The organism is Pseudomonas sp. NFIX49 (genome assembly GCF_900115915.1).
Lineage (GTDB): Bacteria > Pseudomonadota > Gammaproteobacteria > Pseudomonadales > Pseudomonadaceae > Aquipseudomonas > Aquipseudomonas pharyngis.
Genome location: NZ_FOYE01000006.1, coordinates 233,684 through 256,878 on the forward strand (window position 1 = coordinate 233,684; position 23,195 = coordinate 256,878).

The window sequence follows — 23,195 nt, forward strand, 5'->3', positions numbered from 1 at the left end:
TTAAAAGCTGACACTTCGATCAGCTCTTGTCTCTTTGCAACTGCCCTCTTGAAAACTGCTTTGGCCTGATTCTGTCCGCTGCTGCTGTTCGCTGAATAGCCAGCGCGATTTCAGGGCCCGGCACACCGATTTCAGTTCGCGTTACCGACGAGGAAAACAACCAATGTCTCAAACCACCGACCGTCTCTGGGGTGCCCGTTTCAAAAGCGGCCCGTCCGCAGCCCTGGCGGCCCTGTCCCGTTGCCCCGAGCGCTATTTCCGCCTGACGCCGTACGATCTGGCCGGCTCCAAGGCCCACGCCGGGGAACTGCAACGTGCCGGCCTGCTCGACGAGCAGGAAACCCGCACGATGATCGAAGCCCTGGACGGCATCGGTGCCGATTTCGCTGCCGGGCGCATCGCCCCGACGCTGGACGACGAAGACGTTCACACCTTCATCGAGCGCCTGCTGACCGAACGCCTCGGCGCACTGGGCGGCAAGCTGCGCGCCGGCCGTTCACGCAACGACCAGACCGCCAACGACCTGCGCCTGTTCCTGCGTGACCACGTGCGCACCCTGGCCGTGGAAGTGCTGGCCCTGCAAACGGCGCTGGTGGATCAGGCCGAGCAGCATGTCGAAAGCATCTGCCCGGGCTTCACCCACTTGCAGCAGGCGCAACCGATCGTGTTCGCCCATCACCTGCTGGCCCACGCGCAATCGATGCTGCGCGACGTGCAACGCCTGGTGGACTGGGACGCCCGCACTTCGCTGTCGCCCCTCGGTGCTGCGGCCATGGCCGGTTCCGCGATTGCTCGCCAGCCGCAACAATCGGCCAGGGAAATGGGCTACGCCGGGGTCTGCGAAAACTCCATCGACGCCGTGGCCAGCCGTGATCACGTCGCCGAATTCCTGTTCATCGCCAGCATGCTCGGGATCAACATCTCGCGTCTGGCCGAAGAGTTCTGCCTGTGGTCGTCGCGCCAGTTCCGCTGGGTCGATCTGGACGACGCCTACGCCACCGGCAGCTCGATCATGCCGCAGAAGAAAAACCCGGACATCGCCGAACTGGCGCGGGGCAAGGCTGGGCGTCTGATCGGCAACCTGACCGGCCTGCTGTCGACGCTCAAATCCCTGCCGCTGTCGTACAACCGCGACCTGAGCGAAGACAAGAACGGCGTGCTCGACAGCGTCGACACCTTGCTGCTGGTGCTGCCGGCCATGGCCGGGATGGTCGCGACCATGACCGTCAACGTCGAGGAACTGCGGCGTCAGGCGCCGCTGGGTTTCACCCTCGCCACTGAAGTCGCCGACTGGCTGGCGGTGCGCGGCGTGCCGTTCAAGGAGGCCCACGAAATCACCGGCGCGCTGGTGCAGGCCTGCGAAAAACACGACCTCGAATTGTGGGAAGCCTCGCCGGCGCTGCTGGCCGAGATCGACCCGCGCCTCACGGCAGACGTGCGAGACAGCCTGACCCTGGAAGCCGCCATCGCAGCACGCAGCGGCTGGGGCGGCACCGCACCGCAACAGGTGCGCGAGCAGATCGGCCGCCTGAAAACCGCCCTCGCCGCGCAGCAACAGTGGACCGAAAACTACCAGGGCTTCCGCCTCTAAGCCGGGTCCCCCTCCCATCGGGAGGGGGTTGATCGACAAGTACAGTGTACGGAGAAACACCATGAGCCAGACTCAGGCAGAACGACTCCAGGCGGAGCGCAAACTGGCGGAAAACCAGTTCGACATTACCCAGTACCAGCATGTGCCACGGCGTTATTACGGGCGGATCTTCTTCGCCACCGTGATCGTCATCGCCATCATCGGCCTGGTGCGGGCCTTCGCCGAAGGCAAGATCGAATGGTCGTACATCGGCCAGTTCCTCACCTCCGAAGCGATCATGTGGGGCCTGTTCAACACGATCATCATGGCCGTGCTGGCCATGGCGCTGGGCATCGTGTTCGGGGTGATCACCGCGATCATGCGCATGTCGGCCAACCCGATCCTGCGCTACGTGGCCGTGACCTACACCTGGCTGTTTCGCGGTACGCCGCTGATTCTGCAACTGCTGTTGTGGTTCAACCTGGCGCTGATCTTCCCCACCATCGGCATTCCCGGCCTGTTCGAACTCGACACCGTGAGCCTGATGACCCCGTTCGTGGCCGCCCTGCTCGGCTTGAGCATCAACCAGGGCGCCTACACCGCCGAAGTGGTGCGCGCCGGCCTGCTGTCGGTGGACACCGGCCAGTACGAAGCCGCCAAGTCCATCGGCATGCCGCGCTTGCAGGCGCTGCGCCGGATCATCCTGCCGCAGGCCATGCGGATCATCATTCCGCCGGTCGGTAACGAATTCATCGGCATGGTGAAAATGACCTCGCTGGCGAGCGTCATCCAGTACTCGGAACTGCTCTACAACGCCCAGAACATCTACTACGCCAACGCCCGGGTCATGGAGCTGCTGATCGTCGCCGGTATCTGGTACCTGGCCACCGTCACTGTCCTGTCCTTTGGTCAAAGCCGTCTGGAGCGTCGTTTCGCTCGCGGCGCCGGCAAGCGTTCTTGAGGAGTCGAACATGAGAAACATCGTCAAGGCCGTGAGCCTGAACAAATATTACGACCAGTACCACGCGCTCAAGGACATCAACATCGAGGTCGAGCAAGGCGAAGTGCTGTGCATCATCGGCCCGTCGGGCTCGGGCAAGAGCACCCTGCTGCGCTGCGTCAACCAGTTGGAAAAGATCGACAAGGGCGGCCTCTGGGTCGACGGCGAACTGGTCGGCTACCGCGTCGTCGGGCACAAGCTGCACGAACTCAACGAGTCGCAGATCGCCCGCCAGCGCCTGGCCACCGGCATGGTGTTCCAGCGCTTCAACCTGTTCCCGCACATGACTGTGCTGCAAAACATCATCGAAGGCCCGTGCCAGGTGCTGAAGCGTTCGCCCAAAGAGGCGCACGAAGAAGCCCTGGAACTGCTGGCCCGGGTCGGCCTGGCCGACAAACGCAACAGCTACCCGATCGAACTGTCGGGCGGTCAGCAGCAACGGGTGGCGATTGCCCGCGCGCTGGCCATGCGACCCAAGCTGATGCTGTTCGATGAACCCACTTCGGCACTCGACCCGGAACTGGTCGGTGAGGTGCTGTCGGTGATGCGCGATCTGGCGCAGACCGGCATGACCATGATCGTCGTCACCCATGAACTGGGCTTCGCCCGGGAGGTTTCCAACCGCATGGTGTTCATGGACGGCGGCCAGATCGTGGAGGCTGGAAGCCCCGAAGAAATACTAATAAGTCCGCAAAACCCGCGCACCCAAAGCTTCATTTCTGCCGTTCGAACCTGAGGCCCCTTTGGCCTTCACAACACTCATAAGAGAACGTCCATGAAGAACTTCGTCATTCCAGCAGTACTCACCTCCCTCATGTCTTGCGGTGTCGCCGTGGCCGCCGAGTTGCCGGCCAGCATCAAGGAGAAAGGCGAGATCGTCGTCGCGATCATGCCCAACTATCCGCCGATGGATTTCAAGGACCCGGCCACCAACAAGCTCACCGGCCTTGACTACGACCTGGGCAACGCCCTGGCCGAACGCCTCGGGGTGAAGATCAAGTGGCAGGAGACCGGCTTCGAGCAAATGATCAACGCCCTGACCACCGATCGCGTGGACATGGTCCTGTCGGGCATGACCGACACCGCCGAGCGCCAGGCCAGCGTGACCTTCGTCGACTACTTCACCAGCGGCCCGCAGTTCTACACCTTGCAGAAGAACGCAGCGACCAACGAGATCATCGACCTGTGCGGCAAGAAAGTCGGCACCAGCCGCCGCACCACCTTCCCGGCGGAAATCGCCGAGTGGAGCAAGGCCAACTGTGAAGCCGCCGGGAAACCGGCGATCAACGTGATCGGCACCGAAGGCTCGGCCGACGCCCGTGCGCAACTGCGCCAGAGCCGTATCGATGCGGCGATGCAGGGCAGCGAAACCCTGTCGTACCTCAAGACCCAGGAAAAGGACATGTACAAAACGGTCGGCCAGCCGATCTCCGTGCAGTTCACCGGGTTGGGTGTGAGCAAGAAGAAGCCTGAGCTGAGTGAAGCGGTGAAGGTAGCGCTGCAGAGCATGGTGGATGACGGCAGCTATAACGCGATTCTGAAGAAGTGGGATCTGGAGCTGGGTGCGATCAAGGATGTGACCATTAACGCGGGCAAGTAAACCTTCGCCACGGATGCCCGGCTGCGATCTTTTGATTGATCGTTCCCACGCTCTGCGTGGGAATGCAGCCGGGGACGCTCTGCGTCCCGAACAAAGATCGCAGCCTTCGGCAGTTCCTACAGATGAGTATCGGAGCGCTGTGATGTCCTCCTCACCCCAACCCACCTGGCCCGACCAGCACAAAGCCTGCCTCGCCCTGGCCTTCGACCTCGACGGCCCGACCGGCGATGCCATGCTCAACAACTCGATCTGGCACAAACCCGAATACTTCGGCTTCGGCGGCTACGGCCCGTATCGCGCCCTGCCACGCCTGCTGGATCTGCTCGATGCCTTCAAGATCCCGACCACCTTCTTCGTCCCCGCCTGGGTCGTGGAAAACTGGCCGAAACAATGCCAGGCCATCGTCGAGCGCGGTCATGAAGTCGCCTACCACGGCTACAAACACGAATCCTTCTACGCCCTGACGCTGGACCAGCAGCAGGCCGTGATGAACAAGTCCCGCGACGTGTTCTGGCAATATCTGCACATCCGCGCCGAGGGTTTTCGCACCCCGTCCGGCGACTGGCGTGCCGAAACCCCGGCGATGCTGACCGACAACGGCGTCATCTATTCCAGCAGCATGCGCGGCGACGACCGCCCTTATCTGGTCAACGTCCCCGGCCACGACACCCCGCTGGTGGAGATCCCCGGCCGCTGGGAAATGGACGACTACGCCTCCCTCGCCTACACCCGCGCACCGAACTTCCCGTCCGGGCTCGACCGCACCGCCAGCTACGAGCTGACCCTCGACAACTGGCAACGCGAGTACAACGGCGCGATGGACGAAGGCCTGTGCCTGACCACCCTGTTCCACCCGAAAATCACCGGCAAACCGGGGCGCATCCTGTTGCTGGAGAAACTCTTCGAACACATGCGCCAGCGCGATGACGTGTGGTTCGCCACGTGCCGCGACGTCGCCCGCTGGTGGCTGAAGGAGCATCACCATGGCTGACGCTGACAACCTCTGGCCCGCCGGCAAACGCTGCGCGGTGGTGCTGACCGTCGATTACAACGACATCCACGGCATTCTCACCCAGGCCCCGGAAGTCGCGGGGCGCGACAAGACGCTGTCGGTGTGGCGCTACGGCACGCAACGCGGCGTCGAGCGTTTGCTCGGCCTGTTCAGGGAACTCGGGGTGCGCAGCAGCTGGTTCGTGCCCGGCATCGTTGCCGAAGAAAACCCGCAGCACATCGCCGCGATTCTGGCTGACGGGCATGAAATCGCCTGCGCCGGTTACCGCCATCAGAATTACGACACGCTGGATCTGGCGGCGCAGAGTGCGGAAGTCGCCAAAGGCTGCGCAGCGCTGGAAGCACTTACCGGCGTGCATCCAACCGGCTTCCGGATTCCGGCGGGTAACGGCGCGCCGGGCTTCATCGAAGCCTTGAAAGATCACGGCATTCTCTGGTCTTCCTCATGGCGTGGCGATGACCTGCCGTTCTTGCACCCGACCGCGCCCGAAGTGGTCGAGTTGCCGCTGCATTACGAACTGGAAGACGAACCCTACTTCGCCTTCAACCTGAGCCCGGCCGTACCGCCGGCGCAATCGCGGATCGCCTCTTACAGCCACACCCTGGGCAACCTGCAAATGGACTTCGCCGGCTTCCACCGCTTCGGCCTGTGCTACGTGCTGCGCCTGCACCCGGAAATCATCGCCACACCGGGGCGCATCGGCGTGCTGCGCGAATTGCTGCAAGGCATTCAGCAGCATCACGACGTGTGGATCGCCACCGGCGCCGAAGTCGCGCAGTGGTGGGCGCAGACGGCGGCGCCGGTTGCGCAGGATCATCCGGCGTCGGTGTATGAGCGCCATTATCGGGACTACCTCGTATGACCGAACGCATGCAGCGGCTGGCGCAGTTTTGCGTCGAGACACGCTTTGAAGACCTGCCGCCAGCGTTGGTGGAACAGGCCAAGCGACACATTCTCGACACCTTCGGCGCAGCACTGGCCGGGGCCGACAGCGCGGTGGCGCTTCAGGCGCGGCAGGTGTTCGGCGCCGAACCCGGCACTGCGTTGGTCTGGGGTTCATCGTTGCGGGTCGGCGCGGGGCATGCGGCATTGCTCAACGGCATCGCCGCCCATGCGCTGGAGCTGGACGACACCGGCGGGTGCGATCACTCGGGCGCGGTGGTGCTTCCGGCGGTGATGGCGGCACTGTCGCTGGTGGATCGGCCGGTGGACGGTCGCGAGTTCATCACCGCCGTGGTGATCGGCTACGAAATCGGCCGGCGGGTACTGGAAGCCTGCGGCAGTTATTCGGCCCACAACGGCGCCGGTTGGCATTCGACCGCCACTTGCGGTGTGTTCGGCGCGGCGGCGGCCTGTGCGCGGATCTTTGCGCTGGATGTCGGGCAAACCGTGTCGGCACTGGGCATTGCCGGTAGTTTCAGCGGCGGGTTGTGGGCGTTCATCCATGACGGTTCGCAAAGCAAGAAACTGCACAGCGGCCGTGCGGCCGAGGGTGGTTTGCTCGCGGCGCGTTTTGCCCGTGAAGGCGTCAGTGGACCGTCGGTATTGTTCGAGGATGTCTGGGGTGGATTTCTCAAGACCCTGGCACCGTGCAGCGCGCAGCCGGACGCGCTGGATGCTGATTTGGGACAGGTCTGGAAACTCGCGCGCTGTTCGATCAAACCCTATGCCGCGTGTCGTGGCACCCATTCGGCCATCGATGCACTCGGCTTGTTGCTGGAGCAATTGCAGGTTGGCGCCGATCAGGTGGAAGACGTGCAGGTCAACCTGTGCGGGTTTCTGCTCGACATGTGCGGCGGTCGCGACATCCAAAGTCTGGCCGCCGCGCAAATGAGCCTGCCCTACGCCCTCGCCGCGCGACTGGTGCACGGCCATTGCCGGCTCGAGGCTTACGACGAACAGCCGCGCGACGATCCGCGTATTGCCCACTGGCTGACGCGCATTCGCCTTGAAGTGGATGAGCGACTATCGGAGGATGGCGAGCCGGTGGTCGTGGTGCGAACCCGCGACGGGCGTCAGACGAGTCTGTGTGTCGAGGTGCCGCTGGGCGCGCCGGGCAATCCGCTGAGCGAGGCGGCGCTGGAGGAGAAGTTTTTCAGTCTGGCGCTGCGAGTCATTTCACCGGTCAAGGCCGAGCCGTTACTGGCGCAGCTGCGGCAACTGCAAACGCTGGATTCCGTGCGCGATCTCGAGCACCTGTTAACCGAATAAGGACATTTGATTTTCCGTGGCCACCTACTCGCTCGTTATCCGCCGCCTGATGATCGTTTCGCTGACCATCGTCGTCAGCCGCGCCATCACCAGTCCGCTGCTCACGCTGTTTCTGAGCAACAAGCTCGGCCTCAACCAACAGGATGTCGGGTTGTTGCTGGGCATCGCGGTGTTCATCGCCACCCTGCTTGCGCTGTACGGTGGCTACATCATCGACCGGCTGGAAAAGCGCCGGTTGCTGATTCTGGCGATGCTTTCCAGCGCCATCGGCTTCGTGCTGCTGACCTTTGCCAAAGACCTGTACCTGACGACCGCCACCCTGGTCATCACCGAAACCGCCTCGGCGCTGTTCCTGATCGGCTCCAAGGCGATCCTCAGTGAAAACCTGCCCATGGGTCAGCGGGCCAAGGCGTTTTCCCTGCGCTACACCCTGACCAACATCGGCTACGCCACCGGCCCGATGCTCGGCGTGGTAATCGCCGGGGTCTACCCGATTGCGCCGTTCCTGATTGCCGCTGGTATCGCTTTCGGCAGCATCTTCCTGATGATCGGGATTCCCAAGGATGCCAGCCCGGTCGCCGCCATCGGCCAGCCGCAAAGCTTCCTGAAAACGCTGATCACCCTGAAAAACGACCGCACGCTGATCATGTTCACCTGCGGCTGTCTGCTCAGCACCGTGGTTCACGGCCGCTTCACCCTGTACCTGTCGCAATACCTGCTGGTGGTCGAGGATTCGCAGCGGGCGTTGCAAACCATGGCCGCCCTGCTCGCCTGCAACGCCATCGCGGTGATTCTGCTGCAGTACCAGATCGGCCGCTTCCTCAACCGGGAAAAACTGCGCTACTGGATCGCCGCCGGCACCAGCCTGTTCATCGTTGGATTGATCGGTTTCAGCCTCGCCGACAGCCTGGTGACGTGGTGCATCGCGATGTTCATCTTCACCCTCGGCGAGATGATCATTTACCCGTCGGAATTTCTGTTCGTCGACACCCTGGCGCCCGAAGAACTGCGCGGCAGCTATTACGGCGCGCAGAACCTGGCGGCCCTCGGCGGCGCGCTGAGCCCGGTGATTTGCGGCTTTCTGCTGATGCATACGCCGGCGCCGACCATGTTCTACGCCCTCAGCGCACTGACGGCGATGGGTGGATTCCTGTGTTTCATGAGTGGGCGGCGCGTGGCTTTACTTCACAAATAATGCACTGAAACTGCATTTATATGAATTTGTCAGCATCGAGATTGCTTGGCACACTGTGCGCGTTCCTCCCCCAATAGTTGGAACACTTCGAAGGACTTTCCGCGTTTACGGACAAGTCCTTTTTTTTGCCCTGAATTTCGCAAAGGATCGATTCTGCATGCTCGCTCGCTGGTTGCCCGCCGCCATCAACACCCGCCCCACTGAATGGAGCCGCGCCGCCATCGGCATGGCCCTGGGCACGTTGTTCAGCGTGTGGGCGTGCAGTCAGGTGTTCGGCATTGAAGTGGCCTACCACCTGATCGGCCCGCTGGGCGCTTCGGCAGTGTTGCTGTTCGCGGTGTCCTCCGGCGCCCTCGCCCAACCATGGTCGATCATCGGCGGCTACCTGTGCGCCGGCGTCGTCGCGTTGCTGGTGGCCCACGTCCTCGGCCGAACCCTCGGCAGTGCGTGCCTCGCGGCGGGCATGGCGCTGATCCTGATGTGCTGGCTGCGCTGCCTGCACCCGCCGGCCGGCGCCGTCGCGTTGACCATGGTGCTGGCCGACCCGATGACCATCGCCATGGACTGGAAAGCCCTGGAACCGGTGATGCTCAGCGCCGCGTGCCTGCTGCTCGCCGCACTGGCCTACAACAACCTCACCCGCATCCGCTACCCGAAACGCCCCGCAGGACCGGCGCCGGCCGTGGCGCCGGTGGATATTCAGTCCATTACGGCCGAGGATCTGAAACGGGCACTGGCCGATATGGAGGCGTTCATCGATGTCACGCCGGAGGATCTGGAACAGTTGATTCATGCCAGTGAACTGCACGCCAAGCGGCGCAGCATTGGTCAGGTATTCCGCTGAGTCCGGAGCCTGTCCCTGTCAGCGTTGTCGATTGAAAAGAAGCCGCGATCCCGTGCATTTGGCCTAAGGTAAAAATGCAGACAGCCCGTGCACATATCCCCGTTGTACACGGCAAATTTGCACTGTTACGATCCGCTAACGCTCGCGCGCGAGCTTCTCGAATAAAGACAATAAAAGCAGGGAGTTAGTGATGACTGCTCAGGCTTCATCCCCGCGGACTTCGTCCATGGATGCCACGCCGCACGAAGTGCTGGCCGAGGTTCGCAATCACATCGGTCATCTGACCCTCAACCGCCCCGCCGGCCTCAATGCCCTGACCCTCGACATGGTGCGCCAGCTCCAGCAGCATCTGGACGCCTGGGCCGCCGATGCCGATATCCACGCGGTGGTGCTGCGCGGTGCCGGCGAAAAAGCCTTTTGCGCCGGTGGCGACATTCGCTCGCTGTACGACAGCTTCAAAAGCGGCGACACGCTGCACGAAGATTTCTTCGTCGAGGAATACGCCCTCGACCTGACGATCCACCACTACCGCAAACCGGTGCTGGCGCTGATGGACGGTTTCGTTCTCGGCGGCGGCATGGGTCTGGTGCAAGGCGCGGATCTGCGGGTGGTCACCGAGAAGAGCCGTCTGGCGATGCCTGAAGTGGCGATCGGCTATTTCCCGGATGTCGGCGGCAGTTATTTCCTGCCACGGATTCCCGGCGAGCTGGGGATTTATCTGGGCGTCAGCGGCGTGCAGATCCGTGCAGCGGATGCGCTGTATTGCGGCCTCGCCGACTGGTATCTGGACAGCAGCAAACTCGGCATCCTCGACGAACAGCTTGATCATCTGGAGTGGCACGACACGCCGCTCAAAGACCTGCAAAGCCTGCTGGCCCGCCACGCCGTGCAAACCCTGCCGGATGCGCCGCTCGAAGCCTTGCGCCCGGCCATCGACCACTTCTTCGCCTTGCCAGATGTGCCGAGCATCGTCGAGCAACTGCGCGCCGTGACCGTCGCCGACAGCCACGAATGGGCGACCACCACCGCCGACCTGCTGGAAACCCGCTCGCCGCTGGCCATGGGTGTGACCCTGGAAATGCTCCGTCGCGGCCGCCATCTGAGCCTGGAACACTGCTTCGCCCTCGAACTGCATCTGGATCGCCAGTGGTTCGAACGCGGCGACCTGATCGAAGGCGTGCGCGCCCTTCTGATCGACAAAGACAAATCACCACACTGGAATCCGCCGACCTTGACCGCGCTGCACGTCGAACAGGTCGCGAGTTTCTTCCACGGTTTCGCAGAGAGCGGGAGCTGAGCCATGCACGATCTCGAATTGACTGAAGACCAGGTCATGATCCGCGACATGGCCCGGGACTTTGCCCGTGGCGAAATCGCGCCCCACGCACAAGCCTGGGAAAAGGCCGGCTGGATCGATGACGCCCTGGTGGCAAAGATGGGCGAACTCGGCCTGTTGGGCATGGTGGTGCCGGAGGAATGGGGCGGCACTTACGTCGACTACGTGGCCTACGCGCTGGCGGTGGAAGAGATTTCCGCCGGTGACGGCGCCACCGGCGCGTTCATGAGCATCCACAACTCGGTGGGCTGCGGGCCGGTGCTCAATTACGGCAGCGAAGAGCAGAAACAGACCTGGCTGGCGGATCTGGCCAGCGGCGCGGTGATCGGCTGCTTCTGCCTGACCGAACCCCAGGCCGGCTCCGAAGCGCACAACCTGCGCACCCGCGCCGAACTGCGCGACGGGCAATGGGTAATCAACGGCGCCAAGCAATTTGTCAGCAACGGCAAGCGGGCGAAACTGGCGATCGTGTTTGCCGTCACTGATCCGGATCTCGGCAAGCGTGGCATCTCGGCGTTTCTGGTGCCGACCGATACGCCGGGGTTCATGGTTGATCGCACCGAACACAAGATGGGCATCCGCGCTTCCGACACCTGCGCGGTGACCTTGAACAACTGCAGCATTCCCGAAGCCAATCTGCTGGGTGAACGCGGTAAAGGTCTGGCGATTGCCCTTTCCAACCTGGAAGGCGGACGTATCGGTATCGCCGCGCAAGCATTGGGCATCGCCCGTGCAGCGTTCGAAGCGGCGCTGGGTTATGCCCGTGATCGGGTGCAGTTCGGTAAAGCGATTGTCGAGCATCAGAGCATCGCCAACCTGCTGGCGGACATGCAGATGCAGATCAACGCGGCCCGCTTGATGATCCTGCACGCGGCGCGGCTGCGCACGGCGGGCAAACCGTGTCTGTCGGAGGCTTCGCAGGCCAAGCTGTTTGCGTCGGAAATGGCCGAGAAGGTGTGTTCGTCAGCGATTCAGATTCATGGCGGGTATGGGTATCTGGAGGATTACCCGGTTGAGAAGTACTACCGGGATGCGCGGATTACCCAGATTTATGAGGGGTCGAGCGAGATACAGCGGATGGTGATTGCTCGGGAGTTGAAGAACTATCAGCTCTGACTGATCGCCCCCACGCAATGCGTGGGGGCGAACGCTATTACTTGCCCTGGAACTCGGCAGGCCGCTTGGCCACAAACGCCGCCATCCCTTCCTTCTGATCCTGCGTCGCAAACGCCGCATGGAACACCCGGCGCTCGAAGCGCACGCCTTCAGTCAGGTTCACTTCAAACGCGCGGTTGACGCTTTCCTTGACCATCATCGCAATCGGCAGCGATTTGCTGGCGATCACCGCCGCGACTTTCAGCGCTTCATCCAGCAACTCGGCACTTGGCACGATTCGCGCGACGATGCCGCAGCGCTCGGCTTCCACCGCGTCGATCATGCGACCGCTCAGGCAAATTTCCATGGCCTTGGCCTTGCCCACGGCGCGGGTCAGGCGTTGGGTGCCGCCCATGCCTGGCAGCACGCCGAGGTTGATTTCCGGCTGGCCGAATTTGGCGTTGTCGCCGGCCAGAATGAAGTCGCACATCAGCGCCAGTTCACAGCCGCCGCCGAGGGCAAAACCATTGACGGCGGCGATGATCGGCTTGCGGCGGTTGGCCACGCGATCGCTGTCGCTGAACAGGTCGTCCATGTAGATCTGCGGGTAGGTCAGATCGGCCATTTCCTTGATGTCGGCGCCGGCGGCAAAGGCTTTGGTCGAGCCGGTAATGACGATGCAGCCAATGTTCGCGTCGGCTTCAAACCCATCGAGCGCGCGGTTCACTTCGCTGACCAGTTGCGCATTCAGGGCATTCAGCGCCTGCGGGCGATTGAGGGTGATCAGGCCGACGCGGCCATGGGTTTCCAGCAAAATCGTTTCGTAACTCATGTGCAGATTCCTTCTCAAAGATTGCGCGAAATGACCATGCGCTGAATGTCGCTGGTGCCTTCGTAGATCTGGCAGACCCGCACGTCGCGGTAGATGCGCTCCAGCGGGAAGTCGTTGAGGTAACCGTAACCGCCGAGGGTTTGCAAGGCCATGGAGCAGACCTTCTCGGCCATTTCCGAGGCGAACAGTTTGGCCATCGACGCCTCGACCAACGCCGGCTGACCGCTGTCGCGAAGGGCGGCGGCGTAATGCACCATCTGCCGCGCCACGGCGATCTGGGTGGCCATGTCCGCCAGGCGGAAGGCCACGGCCTGATGCTCGATGATCGGCTTGCCGAAGGTGTCGCGTTCGCGGGCGTAATCACGGGCCGCCTCGAACGCAGCGCGGGCCATGCCCACCGATTGCGAAGCGATGCCGACGCGGCCACCTTCGAGGTTGGCCAGGGCGATCTTGTAGCCCTCGCCCTCCTCGCCCAACCGGTTGGCCACCGGCACTTTCACGTCTTCGAACAGAATCTGGCAGGTGTCCGAGGCGTGCTGGCCGAGCTTGTCTTCAACCCGGGCGACTTTGTAGCCCGGCGAGTCGGTCGGCACGATAAACGCGCTGATCCCGCGCTTGCCGGCACTCGGATCAGTCACGGCAAACACGATCACGATCCCGGCGTTCTGCCCGGAAGTGATGAACTGTTTGCAGCCGTTGAGCACGTAGTGTTCGCCTTCCAGCCGGGCACGGGTTTTCAGGCTGCTGGCGTCGGAACCGGCCTGGGGTTCGGTCAGCGCGAACGCACCGAGCATCTCGCCGCTGGCCAGCGGTTTGAGGAAGCGCTCGCGCTGGTCGTCGTTGCCGAACTTGAGGATCGGCACGCACCCCACCGAGTTGTGCACGCTCATGATCGTCGAGCAGGCGCCGTCGCCGGCGGCGATTTCTTCCAGGGCCATGGCGTAGGCCAGGTAACCGGTGTCGCAACCGCCCCACTGCTCCGGCACCAGCATGCCGAAGAAGCCCAGCCCGGCCATTTCACCGATGGCTTCTTTCGGAAAGCGGTGCTCGCGATCCCACTCGGCGGCAAACGGTTTGAGCCGTTCCTCGGCAAACTGCCGGGCCATGTCGCGGATTTGTTGTTGGTCGTCATTGGGAATCATGGCAAATCCTTAACTCGGGTTCAGACGCACTCGACAGCCATCGCCGTGGCCTCACCGCCACCGATACAGATCGCCGCGACGCCGCGTTTCAGGCCTTTCTGGCGCAGGGCCGAGAGCAAGGTCACCAGAATCCGCGCGCCGGACGCACCGATCGGGTGGCCCAGGGCGCAGGCGCCGCCGTGGATGTTGAGCTTGTCGTGAGGGATTTCCAGGTGGGTCATCGCCGCCATGCCGACCACGGCAAAGGCTTCGTTGACCTCAAACAGATCGACCTGATCCAGCGACCAGCCGGTTTTCTTCATCAGCTTCTTGATCGCACCAATCGGCGCCACCGGGAACAGGCCCGGAGTATCGGCAAACGCCGCATGGCCGTGAATCACCGCCAGCGGTTTCAGACCTTGTTGCTGCGCTTGCGACTGGCGCATCAGCACCAGCGCAGCAGCGCCGTCGGAGATCGAGCTGGAGTTGGCCGCAGTTACCGTACCGCCCTCGCGGAACGCCGGTTTCAGCGAAGCGATCTTGTCCAGTTTGGCCTTCGGTGGCTGCTCATCGTTGCTGATCACAACCTGTTCCTTGCCGACGGTCACTGTCAGCGGAACGATTTCAGCCTTGAAGCTGCCGTCCTTGATCGCCTGCTGGGCGCGGGTGGTCGAGGCGATGGCAAAGGCGTCCTGCGCTTCACGGCTGAAGTCGTTGGTTTCGGCGCAATCCTCGGCGAAGGTGCCCATCAGGCGACCCTTGTCGTAGGCGTCTTCGAGGCCGTCGAGGAACATCGAATCCAGCACCCGGCCGTGGCCCATGCGGTAACCGGCGCGGGCGCGATCCAGCAGGTACGGCGCGTTGGACATGCTTTCCATGCCGCCGGCGATCACCACATCGGCACTGCCGGCCAGCAGCATGTCGTGGGCCAGGATGGTGGTTTCCATGCCCGAGCCGCACATCTTGTTGACGGTGGTGCAGCGGGTGGACTTGTCCAGTCCGGCGCCCAGCGCAGCCTGACGCGCAGGTGCCTGACCGAGACCGGCCGGCAACACGCAGCCGAACAGCACTTCATCGACCGCATCGGCGGCCACACCGGCGCGTTCAACCGCCGCCTTGATTGCTGCTGCGCCCAGTTGCGGCGCGGTCAAGCTTTTCAGTTCGCCCTGAAAACCGCCCATCGGGGTGCGGACGGCGCTGACGATGACAATCGGATCATTGGAGATGGTCATGGGAAATCCTCCTTACTTGGCGGCCATGCGCAAGGCACCGTCGAGACGGATCACCTCGCCGTTGAGCATGCTGTTTTCAATGATATGCCGCACCAGCGCGGCGTATTCGGCAGGTTTGCCCAGACGCGGCGGGAACGGTACGCCGGCGGCCAGCGAGTCGCGCACTTCCGGGGTCATGCCGGCCATCATCGGGGTTTCGAAAATGCCCGGGGCGATGGTCATCACCCGGATGCCGAAGCGCGCCAGCTCACGGGCCGCAGGCAGGGTCAGGCTGGCGATGGCGCCTTTGGACGCCGAATACGCGGCCTGACCGATCTGGCCGTCGAACGCAGCGACCGAGGCGGTGTTGATGATCACACCGCGCTCGCCGTCAGCGTTGGCTTGGCTTTCAGCAATCGCGGCTGCCGCCAGACGCAACATGTTGAAGCTGCCGATCAGGTTGACGTTGATCACCTGCGCGAAACTGGACAATGCGTGCGGGCCGTTCTTGCCGAGGATTTTCTCGCCGCGAACGATGCCGGCGCAGTTCACCAGACCATTCAGGCTGCCGAAGGCTTTAACGGTCGCCTGCACGGCGGCTTCGGCGGCGGCTTCGTTGCTGATGTCGGCCACCACGCTCTGCGCACCGAGGCGCTGGGCCTGGGCGGCGACGGCGTCGGCGTTCATGTCCACCAGCATCACTTTGGCGCCGGCACTCACCAGCAACTCAGCGGTGGCGGCGCCCAGGCCGGACGCGCCGCCGGTGACGATAAAAACCTTGTTCTCGATCTGCATGACTGACTTCCTGATTCAAGCTGAAACGTTGTGCGCCGCGGCCTCTTGAGCCTTGGCGATTTCCTGGTTGCGCAAGATAAAGCGCTGCAATTTGCCGCTCGGGGTTTTCGGCAACTCGCTGACAAATTCGATTTCACGGGGGTACGAATGCGCGGCCAGACGTTTGCGCACGTGTTGGCGCAGTTCTTCGGCCAGCGCCGGTTCGGCACGGTATTGCGGGTTGAGCACGACGAAGGCTTTGACCAGTTCAGTACGCTCCGGATCGGGCTTGCCGACCACTGCCGCTTCAACGACGGCTGGGTGTTCGATCAGTGCACTTTCCACGTCGAACGGGCCGACCCGATAACCGGACGTGGTGATCACGTCATCGCTGCGGCCGACGAAGCTGATGCTGCCGTCCGGGTTCCACTCGACGGTGTCGCCGCTCAGGTAGTAATTGCCGACGAAGGCTTTGGTCGGCGCGCCTTCGTAACCGGCGAACCAGCACATCGGCGACTGTGTGCGGTCGATGGCGAGGATGCCGGGCTGGCCGACGCCGAGTTCATTATTCTGCTCGTCGAGCACCACGATGCGATGGCCCGGCGAAGCAAAACCGGCAGCGCCGAGGTGGATCGGGTGTTCGAGGCCGTGGTGGTTGCACAGGACCATGCCCAGTTCGGTCTGGCCGTAGTGGTCGTGAATGACCACGCCGAGGTTGTCGGCGAACCAGCGGATCACTTCCGGGTTCAACGGCTCGCCGGCGCTGCTGACGATCCGTAGCTTGCCCTTGATCGACCTGGCGAACTCATCGCCACCGGCAATCAACAGGCGATACGCAGTGGGCGAACCGGTGAGGTTGGTGATCCCGTACTTGTTGATTACCCGGCAGGTGCTTTCGAGGGTGAACGGGCCATCGTAGAAGGTGATCGGATGGCCCATCGACAACGGACCGGTCACGCCAAAATAGATGCCGTAGGCCCAGCCCGGATCGGCGACGTTCCAGAACGCATCTTCCGGGCGCAGGTCCACGGCATCGCGGGTGTAGCTCTGGAACGCGACGATGGCCTTGAGCGGCACCGACAGCGCTTTCGACGGGCCGGTGGTGCCCGAGGTGAACATCAGCAGGAACGGGTCTTCGCCGGTCAGCATCAGCGGTTCGCAGACATTGGAATGGTTGGGCAGCTCGGCCCAGAAACTGAAATCGCCACGGACGATGCCCTGGCCTTTCGGACCGCCGACAGTGACCAGCGTCGGGCAGTCGGCGACTTCACTGAGTTTTGGCCGATTGACTGCATCGGTGACCACGACTTTGGCACCGGAGCAGTTCAGGCGATGTTCGAGGGCTTTGGGGCCGAACGCGGTGAACAGCGGTTGATACACCGCGCCGATGCGCCAGGTGGCGAACACGGTGATCAGCAATTCGATGTTGCGCGGCAGCAGGCCGGCGACCTTGTCGCCCTTCTGCACGCCCTGGGCGAGAAGGAAATTGGCGAAACGCGCGGCTTTGTCCTGCAGGTCGCTGAAAGTGTACGTCGCACTGGCGCCGTCGCGGCCTTCCCAGAACAGCGCGATGCGCCCCGGCAAAGCATGGCGGTCACAACATTCGACGCAGGCGTTGAGCGCCTCGAGCGTGCCGCTGAGCGCGGCATCCACGGTGTGCTGATAATCAAACTGTGCGGTGGCAGACAAGTAATCGCGCATTGCCAGAATCCCTCTGTTCTTATTAGGTTGGGGAACCGTAAACAACAGAGGAATACTCGCGCCGCACGCCGGCTGCGGCAATGGTCAAAGCCCTCAAAGTGGATGACTGGTTTGGCCAAGATTCCGGTTGCAACTGATCGTTCCCACGCTCTGCGTGGGAATGCAGCCCGGGACGCTCCGCGTCCCCTCCAGAGCTGGAACGCGGAGCGTCCCTTGAGGCATTCCCACGCAGAGCGTGGGAACGGGAGTCGGTGGTGAGCAGCGAGCGTCAGCGGTGGATCAGACCGCTTCGTTGAGGATCAAGCTGCGATAGTGCCCAGGATTAGTCCCCGACCACTTGCGAAACGCCTTGTAGAACGAGCTCGCATCGGCAAACCCCAGCCGTGTGGCAATGTCGGCAAAACTGATCGAAGGTTCCGCCAGCCAGGTGATCGCCAGCTCTTTGCGCACGCTATCCTTCAGGCCCTGATAGGTCTGCCCTTCTTCAGCCAGACGCCGGCGCAGGGTCGAGGCCGACATGCACAACTGCTGGGCCAGCGCGTCGGTTTCCGGCCACTGTTCGGCGGGCAACTGCCGCAGATCCTGCTTGATCCGGCTGGCAAGGCTTTCCGGGTCGCGATACTTCACCAGAATGTTGGCCGGGGCATGGGCCAGGAAGCGTTTCAACTCCTCGGCGCTGCGCTTGATCGGCAGATCCAGCACATCGGCGGCGAAGATCATCCGCGTGCGCGGCCGGTCGAAACGCAGGTTTTCCGAGAACATCACCCGATAGTCATCGCAAAAATCCGGCGCCGGGCAGCGCAGCTCGATGGCCAGGATCGGAATTCGCCGCCCCGCCAGCCAGCACGCCACGCCGTGGACGATCATCCAGTAGGTGAAATAGGTGAAGGCGCGGCGCGGTTCCGGGTCGTCTTCCAGCAGCACGATTTCCGCCAGACTCTGCTGGTGCACCAGTTGCGCCGGCATGCGCTCGAGCATCAGCGACAGAAAATTCAGACCGCTGCCCAACCCGGCCGCCAGGTTCGGCTGGGCCATCGCGCTGCGGCAGAGGAATTCGAGGCTGCCGGATTTCAGCTTGCGCGGGTCCATGCCGAAGAACTCGTCATCGCCGCGCCGCGCCAACAGGCGCCACAACCGCGCGTACTGGCTGGCCGGCACACGGGCGTCATCGGTGGGCAGCAACGCCGGATCGATCCCGACCTTGCTCAAGACTTCTTCCGTGGCCACGCCAGGGGCACAACTTTGCAGCAGTGCTTCGCGCACCAGTTGAATGGCGATGGTGTCTTTTTCCGACATGGAACCCGCTGAGTCCTGTTGTTGTTCGAGTGGCGGGCATCTTAGCGCAGCTGGCTGGGCGGCGTGGATGTTCAGACTCGTTCAGCTGAGGTTCAGCTAAATGTCAATGAATGCCATGTGAGAATAACTTTCATTATGTTACAACTTGTAACCTCATTTCGTTACACAGTGACCGCCGAATGCTCGTTCCCTTTTTGATCATGTTGCGCGAAGGCATCGAAGCCGCGCTGATCGTTGGCATCATCGCCAGCTACCTGCAACAGACCGGCCGTGGCCAGTGGATGCCGGCGGTGTGGATCGGCGTGTTTCTCGCTGCTGCGCTGGCGTTGCTGGTCGGCGGTGGCCTGGAGCTGGTCAGTGCCGAATTCCCGCAAAAGCAGCAGGAACTGTTCGAAGGCGTGGTCGGGCTGGTGGCCGTGGGCATTCTCAGTTCGATGGTGTTCTGGATGCGCAAGGTGGCGCGTTCGATCAAGCATTCACTGCAAGCCTCCCTCGATCATGCGCTGACCGCGTCGAAGCATCAGGTCATCGCGCTGATCGCCATGGTGTTTTTCGCCGTGGCACGGGAAGGCCTGGAAACCGTGTTCTTCCTGCTCGCCGTGTTCCAGCAGAGCGAAGGCCCGGCCGCGCCGATCGGCGCCCTGCTCGGCCTGATTCTGGCGGTGATCGTCGGCTTCCTGATCTACAGCGGCAGCATGCGTTTAAACCTGTCGGCGTTCTTCCGCTGGACCGGGCTGTTCATTCTGGTGGTCGCCGCCGGGATTCTCGCCAACTCGGTGCAGGCCCTGCATGAAGCCGGGGTGTGGAACCACCTGCAAACCGTGCTCTTCGACTTCAGCGCGACGCTGCCGATGGACGGCCCGCTGGGCTCGGTGCTGGCCGGCATGTTCGGTTATCAGGATGCACCAACCGTCAGCACCCTCGGCGCGTACCTGATTTATCTGCTGGTGGCTCTGGTCATGTTCTTCATGCCGGCGCCCAAGCCTGCTGCCCAATCGTCTTCCGTTTCCAGCCAATAAGGGCCTTCATGTCAAAGCCTAAAATTCCTCAGGCCTCGCCTCCCCGCGCCTTGCGCTGGGCGGTGGCCGGTTCGGTGGTCGTGATGATCGCCGCCGGTGGCCTGTTCTACTACGCCTCGAAACTGGCCGCCGCCAAACGTCAGCACAACCGTGACGAAGTGGTGGTCAACATCCATCCCCACAGTTGCGAGCCGAACGCCCTGACCGTGCCGGCCGGTCGCGCCAGTTTCCGCATCGTCAACCGCTCCGACCGGGCGGTGGAGTGGGAAATCCTCGACGGCGTGCTGGTGATCGAAGAGCGTGAGAACATCGCGCCGGGCCTGAGCCAGGTGATCAACGCCAACCTGCAACCCGGCGACTACGCCATCACCTGTGGCCTGCTGAGCAACCCGCGCGGCACCCTGCACGTGACGCCAACCGCCGCTTCCGATGCCGCCGCCAAGGCCAAGCCATCGATGGTTGCCTTCGTCGGGCCGCTGTCGGAGTTCCGCGTGTATCTGGCCAGCCAGGGCAGCGCGCTGATCAAAGCCGTGACGGCGCTGAATCAAGCCATCGACAGCGGCGATCTGGCCCAGGCCCAAGCGTTGTATTTGCCGGCCCGCGCCACGTATCAGCGTCTGGCCCCCGCCGCACAACGCCTGGCCGAGCTGGACAACAGCATCAACGCCCGCGCCGATTACTTCGAAAAACGCGAGCAGGATCCGGCCTTCGTCGGATTCCACCGCCTCGAATACGCGCTGTTCCAGCAACGCAAACTCGATGGGCTGACACCGATTGCCCAAGGCTTGCTCGACAACGTCACCACGCTGAAACAGCAACTGCTGGCCCAGTCGCTGCCACCGGAGCAACTGGTGGAAATCGTCGTGCGCAACCTCAACACCCTCGCCGACGTGCGCGCCGCCAGCGGCGAAGAGGAACGCTACAGCCACAGCGATCTCAACGGCTTCGCGGCCAATCAGGAAACCGCGCACAAAGTCGTCGAACTGCTGCGCCCGCTGCTGAGCAAATCCGCCGCCGACCTGCTGCCGAAAATCGACGGCGCACTGGCTGATTTCGATACCACGCTGAACGGCTTCAAGGTCAAGGACGGCTACGCCAGTTACGACACCGTCAACGGTGCGCAACGCAAGCAGATCGCCGACAAGGCCAAGGCCCTGGCCGACGCCCTCGACGCCATTGATCCCGCCCTCGGCCTCTCGGGCCTGTAAGCAGAAGACAAATACCGATGAACGATTCCGAACACTTCAACCTGCAACGTCGCCGCGTACTGATGGGCATGGGTGCCGCCGGTGTCGCACTGGCCGGCACAGCTTTGAGCTGCCCGGCGATGGCCGCCGCGCCTGCGCAAGTCACCGAAGCGCCGAGCAGCGACAAGACCCAGGATCACCACGATTTCCATGGCGTGCACCAGACTGGCATCGTCACCCCGCGTCCGGCGGCCGGCATGCTGGTGTCGTTCGATGTACTGGCCAGCGACCGTGAAGACCTCGAACGCCTGTTCCGCACCCTCAACGAGCGCATCGCGTTCCTGATGAAGGGCGGCCCGGTGGCGCAGATCGATCCGAAGCTGCCGCCGCCGGATTCCGGAATCCTCGGCCCGGTGGTGACGCCGGACAACCTGACCATCACCGTGTCCGTCGGCGAATCGTTGTTCGATGAGCGCTTCGGCCTCGCGTCCGCCAAACCCAAGCGTCTGGTGCGCATGGTCGGTTTCCCCAACGATGCGCTGGAAGCCGATTGCTGCCACGGCGATTTGAGCCTGCAGTTCTGCTCCAACACCGCCGACACCAACATCCACGCCCTGCGCGACATCGTGAAGAACCTGCCGGACCTGCTGCTGGTGCGCTGGAAACAGGAAGGCAGCGTGCCGCCGCAAGCCCCGGCCAAGCCCGGTGTGCCGGCGCAATCGGCGCGTAATTTCCTGGGTTTCCGCGACGGTTCGGCCAACCCGGATTCCAACGACGGCAAAGCCATGGACCGCATCGTCTGGGTGCAACCGGGCAGTGATGAACCGGCCTGGGCGGCCCACGGCAGTTATCAGGCGGTGCGGATCATCCGCAACTTTGTCGAACGCTGGGACCGCACGCCGTTGCAGGAACAGGAAAGCATCATTGGCCGGGTGAAAACCACCGGCGCGCCGATGGGCGCCAGCCATGAGACCGAAGTCCCGGATTACAGCAAGGACCCGGAAGGCAAGCTGACCAAGCTCGACGCGCACATTCGCCTGGCCAATCCGCGCACCGCCGCGAGCCAGGCCAACCTGATCCTGCGCCGGCCGTTCAACTACTCCAACGGCGTGAACAAGAACGGCCAGCTCGACATGGGCCTGCTGTTCATCTGCTATCAGGCGGATCTGGAAAAAGGCTTCATCACCGTGCAGACCCGCCTCAACGGCGAACCGCTGGAGGAATACCTCAAGCCGGTCGGCGGCGGTTACTTCTTCACCCTGCCGGGTGTCACGGGCGACAAGGACTTCATCGGTCGCTCGCTGCTCAACGCTACTCAACCAAAAACAACTGCATAGCATTCAACAGGAGCCGCCCCCATGAAAAAGACGCCACTCGCGTTATTGCTGACCCTTGGTTTGCTCAACACCCCGCTGTCGGCGTTCGCCGCGACCGCGCCTCTGGATCTGGTGGGGCCGGTGTCGGACTACAAGATCTACGTCACCGAACAATTGGATGAACTGGCCAGCCACACTCAGCAGTTCACTGACGCGGTGAAAAAAGGCGACCTGGCCACCGCGCAGAAGCTCTACGCGCCGACCCGCGTTTTTTATGAGTCGATCGAGCCGATCGCCGAGCTGTTCAGTGACCTCGACGCGTCCATCGACTCTCGCGTCGACGACCACGAGCAAGGCGTAAAAGCCGAAGACTTCACCGGTTTCCACCGCATCGAGTACTCGCTGTTCTCGGAAAAGAGCACCAAGGATCTGGACGCCCTGGCGGATGGCCTGAACAAGGACGTGAAGGACCTGCAAACCCGCGTCGCCGGCCTGACCTTCCCGCCGGAAAAAGTCGTTGGCGGCGCCGCTGCGCTGCTCGAAGAAGTCGCCGCGACCAAGATCTCCGGTGAAGAAGACCGATACAGCCACACCGACCTCTATGACTTCCAGGGCAATATCGACGGCGCGAAGAAAATCGTCGACCTGTTCCGTCCGCAGATTGAGAATCAGGACAAAGCCTTCGTCGCCAAAGTCGACAAGAACTTCGCCACCGTGGACAAGATCCTGGCCAAGTACAAGACCAGGGACGGCGGTTTCGAGACTTACGATAAGGTGAAGGACAACGACCGCAAGGCGCTGGTCGGCCCGGTCAATACCTTGGCTGAAGACCTGTCGACGTTGCGTGGCAAACTCGGTCTGAACTGAGTCCGCGC

The 23,195-nt window shown here is 62.8% G+C and carries 21 protein-coding genes; 15 read left to right on the top strand and 6 right to left on the bottom strand.

Going from position 1 to position 23,195, the window contains the following annotated elements; all coding sequences use genetic code 11:
- Positions 1–163: 163 nt before the first annotated feature.
- The 11 genes from argH (at position 164) to BMZ46_RS18850 (ending at position 11,884) form a co-directional block, all read left to right on the top strand.
- Entirely contained in the window at positions 164–1,591 is a 1,428-nt protein-coding gene (gene argH / locus BMZ46_RS18800) for an argininosuccinate lyase (protein ID WP_074690518.1), read from the top strand.
- Between the two features lie 61 nt (positions 1,592–1,652).
- Positions 1,653–2,531, top strand: a complete 879-nt coding sequence (locus tag BMZ46_RS18805) for an amino acid ABC transporter permease (RefSeq protein ID WP_011334265.1) — start codon at positions 1,653–1,655, stop codon at positions 2,529–2,531.
- A 10-nt stretch (positions 2,532–2,541) separates the two neighbouring features.
- Complete coding sequence (locus BMZ46_RS18810; RefSeq protein ID WP_039768627.1) at positions 2,542–3,306, top strand: amino acid ABC transporter ATP-binding protein; 765 nt, start codon at positions 2,542–2,544, stop codon at positions 3,304–3,306.
- 39 nt (positions 3,307–3,345) lie between these two features.
- The gene (locus tag BMZ46_RS18815; RefSeq protein ID WP_074690517.1) at positions 3,346–4,170 is read left to right on the top strand and encodes an ABC transporter substrate-binding protein; all 825 of its coding nucleotides are present in this window, start codon (positions 3,346–3,348) and stop codon (positions 4,168–4,170) included.
- Positions 4,171–4,312: 142 nt separating this feature from the next.
- Positions 4,313–5,161 (top strand): polysaccharide deacetylase family protein, encoded by an 849-nt coding sequence (locus BMZ46_RS18820; RefSeq protein ID WP_074690516.1) that lies wholly within the window; start codon positions 4,313–4,315, stop codon positions 5,159–5,161.
- On the top strand, positions 5,154–6,044 hold the full coding sequence (locus BMZ46_RS18825) for a polysaccharide deacetylase family protein (RefSeq protein WP_074690515.1): 891 nt from the start codon (positions 5,154–5,156) through the stop codon (positions 6,042–6,044). Before BMZ46_RS18820 ends, BMZ46_RS18825 begins: the two co-directional genes overlap by 8 nt.
- Complete coding sequence (locus tag BMZ46_RS18830) at positions 6,041–7,393, top strand: MmgE/PrpD family protein (RefSeq protein WP_074690514.1); 1,353 nt, start codon at positions 6,041–6,043, stop codon at positions 7,391–7,393. The genes BMZ46_RS18825 and BMZ46_RS18830 overlap by 4 nt, the downstream gene beginning before the upstream one ends.
- Positions 7,394–7,409: 16 nt before the next feature.
- Positions 7,410–8,588, top strand: a complete 1,179-nt coding sequence (locus tag BMZ46_RS18835; protein ID WP_074690513.1) for an MFS transporter — start codon at positions 7,410–7,412, stop codon at positions 8,586–8,588.
- 157 nt (positions 8,589–8,745) lie between these two features.
- A complete protein-coding gene (locus tag BMZ46_RS18840; RefSeq protein WP_074690512.1) occupies positions 8,746–9,432 on the top strand; it encodes an HPP family protein in 687 nt (228 codons plus the stop codon).
- A 190-nt stretch (positions 9,433–9,622) separates the two neighbouring features.
- Positions 9,623–10,729, top strand: a complete 1,107-nt coding sequence (locus BMZ46_RS18845; protein WP_074690511.1) for an enoyl-CoA hydratase/isomerase family protein — start codon at positions 9,623–9,625, stop codon at positions 10,727–10,729.
- A gap of 3 nt (positions 10,730–10,732) precedes the next feature.
- A complete protein-coding gene (locus tag BMZ46_RS18850; protein WP_074690510.1) occupies positions 10,733–11,884 on the top strand; it encodes an acyl-CoA dehydrogenase family protein in 1,152 nt (383 codons plus the stop codon).
- Positions 11,885–11,921: 37 nt separating this feature from the next.
- On the opposite strand, the gene BMZ46_RS18855 is transcribed toward BMZ46_RS18850, so the two are convergent.
- The 6 genes from BMZ46_RS18855 to BMZ46_RS18880 form a co-directional block, all read right to left on the bottom strand.
- Positions 11,922–12,695: an enoyl-CoA hydratase gene (locus BMZ46_RS18855; protein WP_074690509.1), complete on the bottom strand. Its 774-nt coding sequence runs from the start codon at positions 12,693–12,695 to the stop codon at positions 11,922–11,924.
- Between the two features lie 14 nt (positions 12,696–12,709).
- Positions 12,710–13,837 (bottom strand): acyl-CoA dehydrogenase, encoded by a 1,128-nt coding sequence (locus BMZ46_RS18860; RefSeq protein WP_074690508.1) that lies wholly within the window; start codon positions 13,835–13,837, stop codon positions 12,710–12,712.
- 20 nt (positions 13,838–13,857) lie between these two features.
- The gene (locus BMZ46_RS18865) at positions 13,858–15,048 is read right to left on the bottom strand and encodes an acetyl-CoA C-acyltransferase (RefSeq protein ID WP_074690507.1); all 1,191 of its coding nucleotides are present in this window, start codon (positions 15,046–15,048) and stop codon (positions 13,858–13,860) included.
- A 12-nt stretch (positions 15,049–15,060) separates the two neighbouring features.
- On the bottom strand, positions 15,061–15,822 hold the full coding sequence (locus BMZ46_RS18870; protein ID WP_074690506.1) for an SDR family NAD(P)-dependent oxidoreductase: 762 nt from the start codon (positions 15,820–15,822) through the stop codon (positions 15,061–15,063).
- Between the two features lie 15 nt (positions 15,823–15,837).
- Entirely contained in the window at positions 15,838–17,502 is a 1,665-nt protein-coding gene (locus tag BMZ46_RS18875) for an AMP-binding protein (RefSeq protein ID WP_039768651.1), read from the bottom strand.
- A gap of 279 nt (positions 17,503–17,781) precedes the next feature.
- A complete protein-coding gene (locus BMZ46_RS18880; protein WP_074690505.1) occupies positions 17,782–18,798 on the bottom strand; it encodes an AraC family transcriptional regulator in 1,017 nt (338 codons plus the stop codon).
- Between the two features lie 179 nt (positions 18,799–18,977).
- On the opposite strand from BMZ46_RS18880, the gene efeU reads away from it, so the two are divergent.
- Genes efeU through efeO (BMZ46_RS18900) form a run of 4 tightly spaced genes read left to right on the top strand, consistent with a single transcriptional unit; the run spans position 18,978 to position 23,187 of the window.
- On the top strand, positions 18,978–19,817 hold the full coding sequence (gene efeU / locus BMZ46_RS18885) for an iron uptake transporter permease EfeU (RefSeq protein ID WP_064381482.1): 840 nt from the start codon (positions 18,978–18,980) through the stop codon (positions 19,815–19,817).
- 8 nt (positions 19,818–19,825) lie between these two features.
- Entirely contained in the window at positions 19,826–21,025 is a 1,200-nt protein-coding gene (gene efeO, locus BMZ46_RS18890) for an iron uptake system protein EfeO (protein WP_074690504.1), read from the top strand.
- A gap of 17 nt (positions 21,026–21,042) precedes the next feature.
- Entirely contained in the window at positions 21,043–22,341 is a 1,299-nt protein-coding gene (gene efeB / locus BMZ46_RS18895; protein ID WP_074690503.1) for an iron uptake transporter deferrochelatase/peroxidase subunit, read from the top strand.
- A 21-nt stretch (positions 22,342–22,362) separates the two neighbouring features.
- Positions 22,363–23,187, top strand: coding sequence for an iron uptake system protein EfeO (gene efeO, locus BMZ46_RS18900; RefSeq protein WP_074690502.1), 825 nt, complete (start codon positions 22,363–22,365; stop codon positions 23,185–23,187).
- The last annotated feature ends 8 nt before the right edge of the window (positions 23,188–23,195 follow it).

Bases quoted from the DNA above. Each gene is read 5' to 3' on its own strand.
- BMZ46_RS18840 (WP_074690512.1), top strand. From the start codon at position 8,746: ATGCTCGCTCGCTGGTTGCCCGCCGCCATCAACACCCGCCCCACTGAA.
- efeO (WP_074690504.1), top strand. From the start codon at position 19,826: ATGTCAAAGCCTAAAATTCCTCAGGCCTCGCCTCCCCGCGCCTTGCGC.
- BMZ46_RS18875 (WP_039768651.1), bottom strand. From the start codon at position 17,502: ATGCGCGATTACTTGTCTGCCACCGCACAGTTTGATTATCAGCACACC.
- BMZ46_RS18830 (WP_074690514.1), top strand. From the start codon at position 6,041: ATGACCGAACGCATGCAGCGGCTGGCGCAGTTTTGCGTCGAGACACGC.
- BMZ46_RS18805 (WP_011334265.1), top strand. From the start codon at position 1,653: ATGAGCCAGACTCAGGCAGAACGACTCCAGGCGGAGCGCAAACTGGCG.
- BMZ46_RS18860 (WP_074690508.1), bottom strand. From the start codon at position 13,837: ATGATTCCCAATGACGACCAACAACAAATCCGCGACATGGCCCGGCAG.
- BMZ46_RS18820 (WP_074690516.1), top strand. From the start codon at position 4,313: ATGTCCTCCTCACCCCAACCCACCTGGCCCGACCAGCACAAAGCCTGC.
- BMZ46_RS18850 (WP_074690510.1), top strand. From the start codon at position 10,733: ATGCACGATCTCGAATTGACTGAAGACCAGGTCATGATCCGCGACATG.
- efeU (WP_064381482.1), top strand. From the start codon at position 18,978: ATGCTCGTTCCCTTTTTGATCATGTTGCGCGAAGGCATCGAAGCCGCG.
- argH (WP_074690518.1), top strand. From the start codon at position 164: ATGTCTCAAACCACCGACCGTCTCTGGGGTGCCCGTTTCAAAAGCGGC.
- BMZ46_RS18870 (WP_074690506.1), bottom strand. From the start codon at position 15,822: ATGCAGATCGAGAACAAGGTTTTTATCGTCACCGGCGGCGCGTCCGGC.
- BMZ46_RS18845 (WP_074690511.1), top strand. From the start codon at position 9,623: ATGACTGCTCAGGCTTCATCCCCGCGGACTTCGTCCATGGATGCCACG.
- BMZ46_RS18815 (WP_074690517.1), top strand. From the start codon at position 3,346: ATGAAGAACTTCGTCATTCCAGCAGTACTCACCTCCCTCATGTCTTGC.
- BMZ46_RS18865 (WP_074690507.1), bottom strand. From the start codon at position 15,048: ATGACCATCTCCAATGATCCGATTGTCATCGTCAGCGCCGTCCGCACC.
- BMZ46_RS18855 (WP_074690509.1), bottom strand. From the start codon at position 12,695: ATGAGTTACGAAACGATTTTGCTGGAAACCCATGGCCGCGTCGGCCTG.
- BMZ46_RS18810 (WP_039768627.1), top strand. From the start codon at position 2,542: ATGAGAAACATCGTCAAGGCCGTGAGCCTGAACAAATATTACGACCAG.
- BMZ46_RS18880 (WP_074690505.1), bottom strand. From the start codon at position 18,798: ATGTCGGAAAAAGACACCATCGCCATTCAACTGGTGCGCGAAGCACTG.
- efeO (WP_074690502.1), top strand. From the start codon at position 22,363: ATGAAAAAGACGCCACTCGCGTTATTGCTGACCCTTGGTTTGCTCAAC.
- efeB (WP_074690503.1), top strand. From the start codon at position 21,043: ATGAACGATTCCGAACACTTCAACCTGCAACGTCGCCGCGTACTGATG.
- BMZ46_RS18825 (WP_074690515.1), top strand. From the start codon at position 5,154: ATGGCTGACGCTGACAACCTCTGGCCCGCCGGCAAACGCTGCGCGGTG.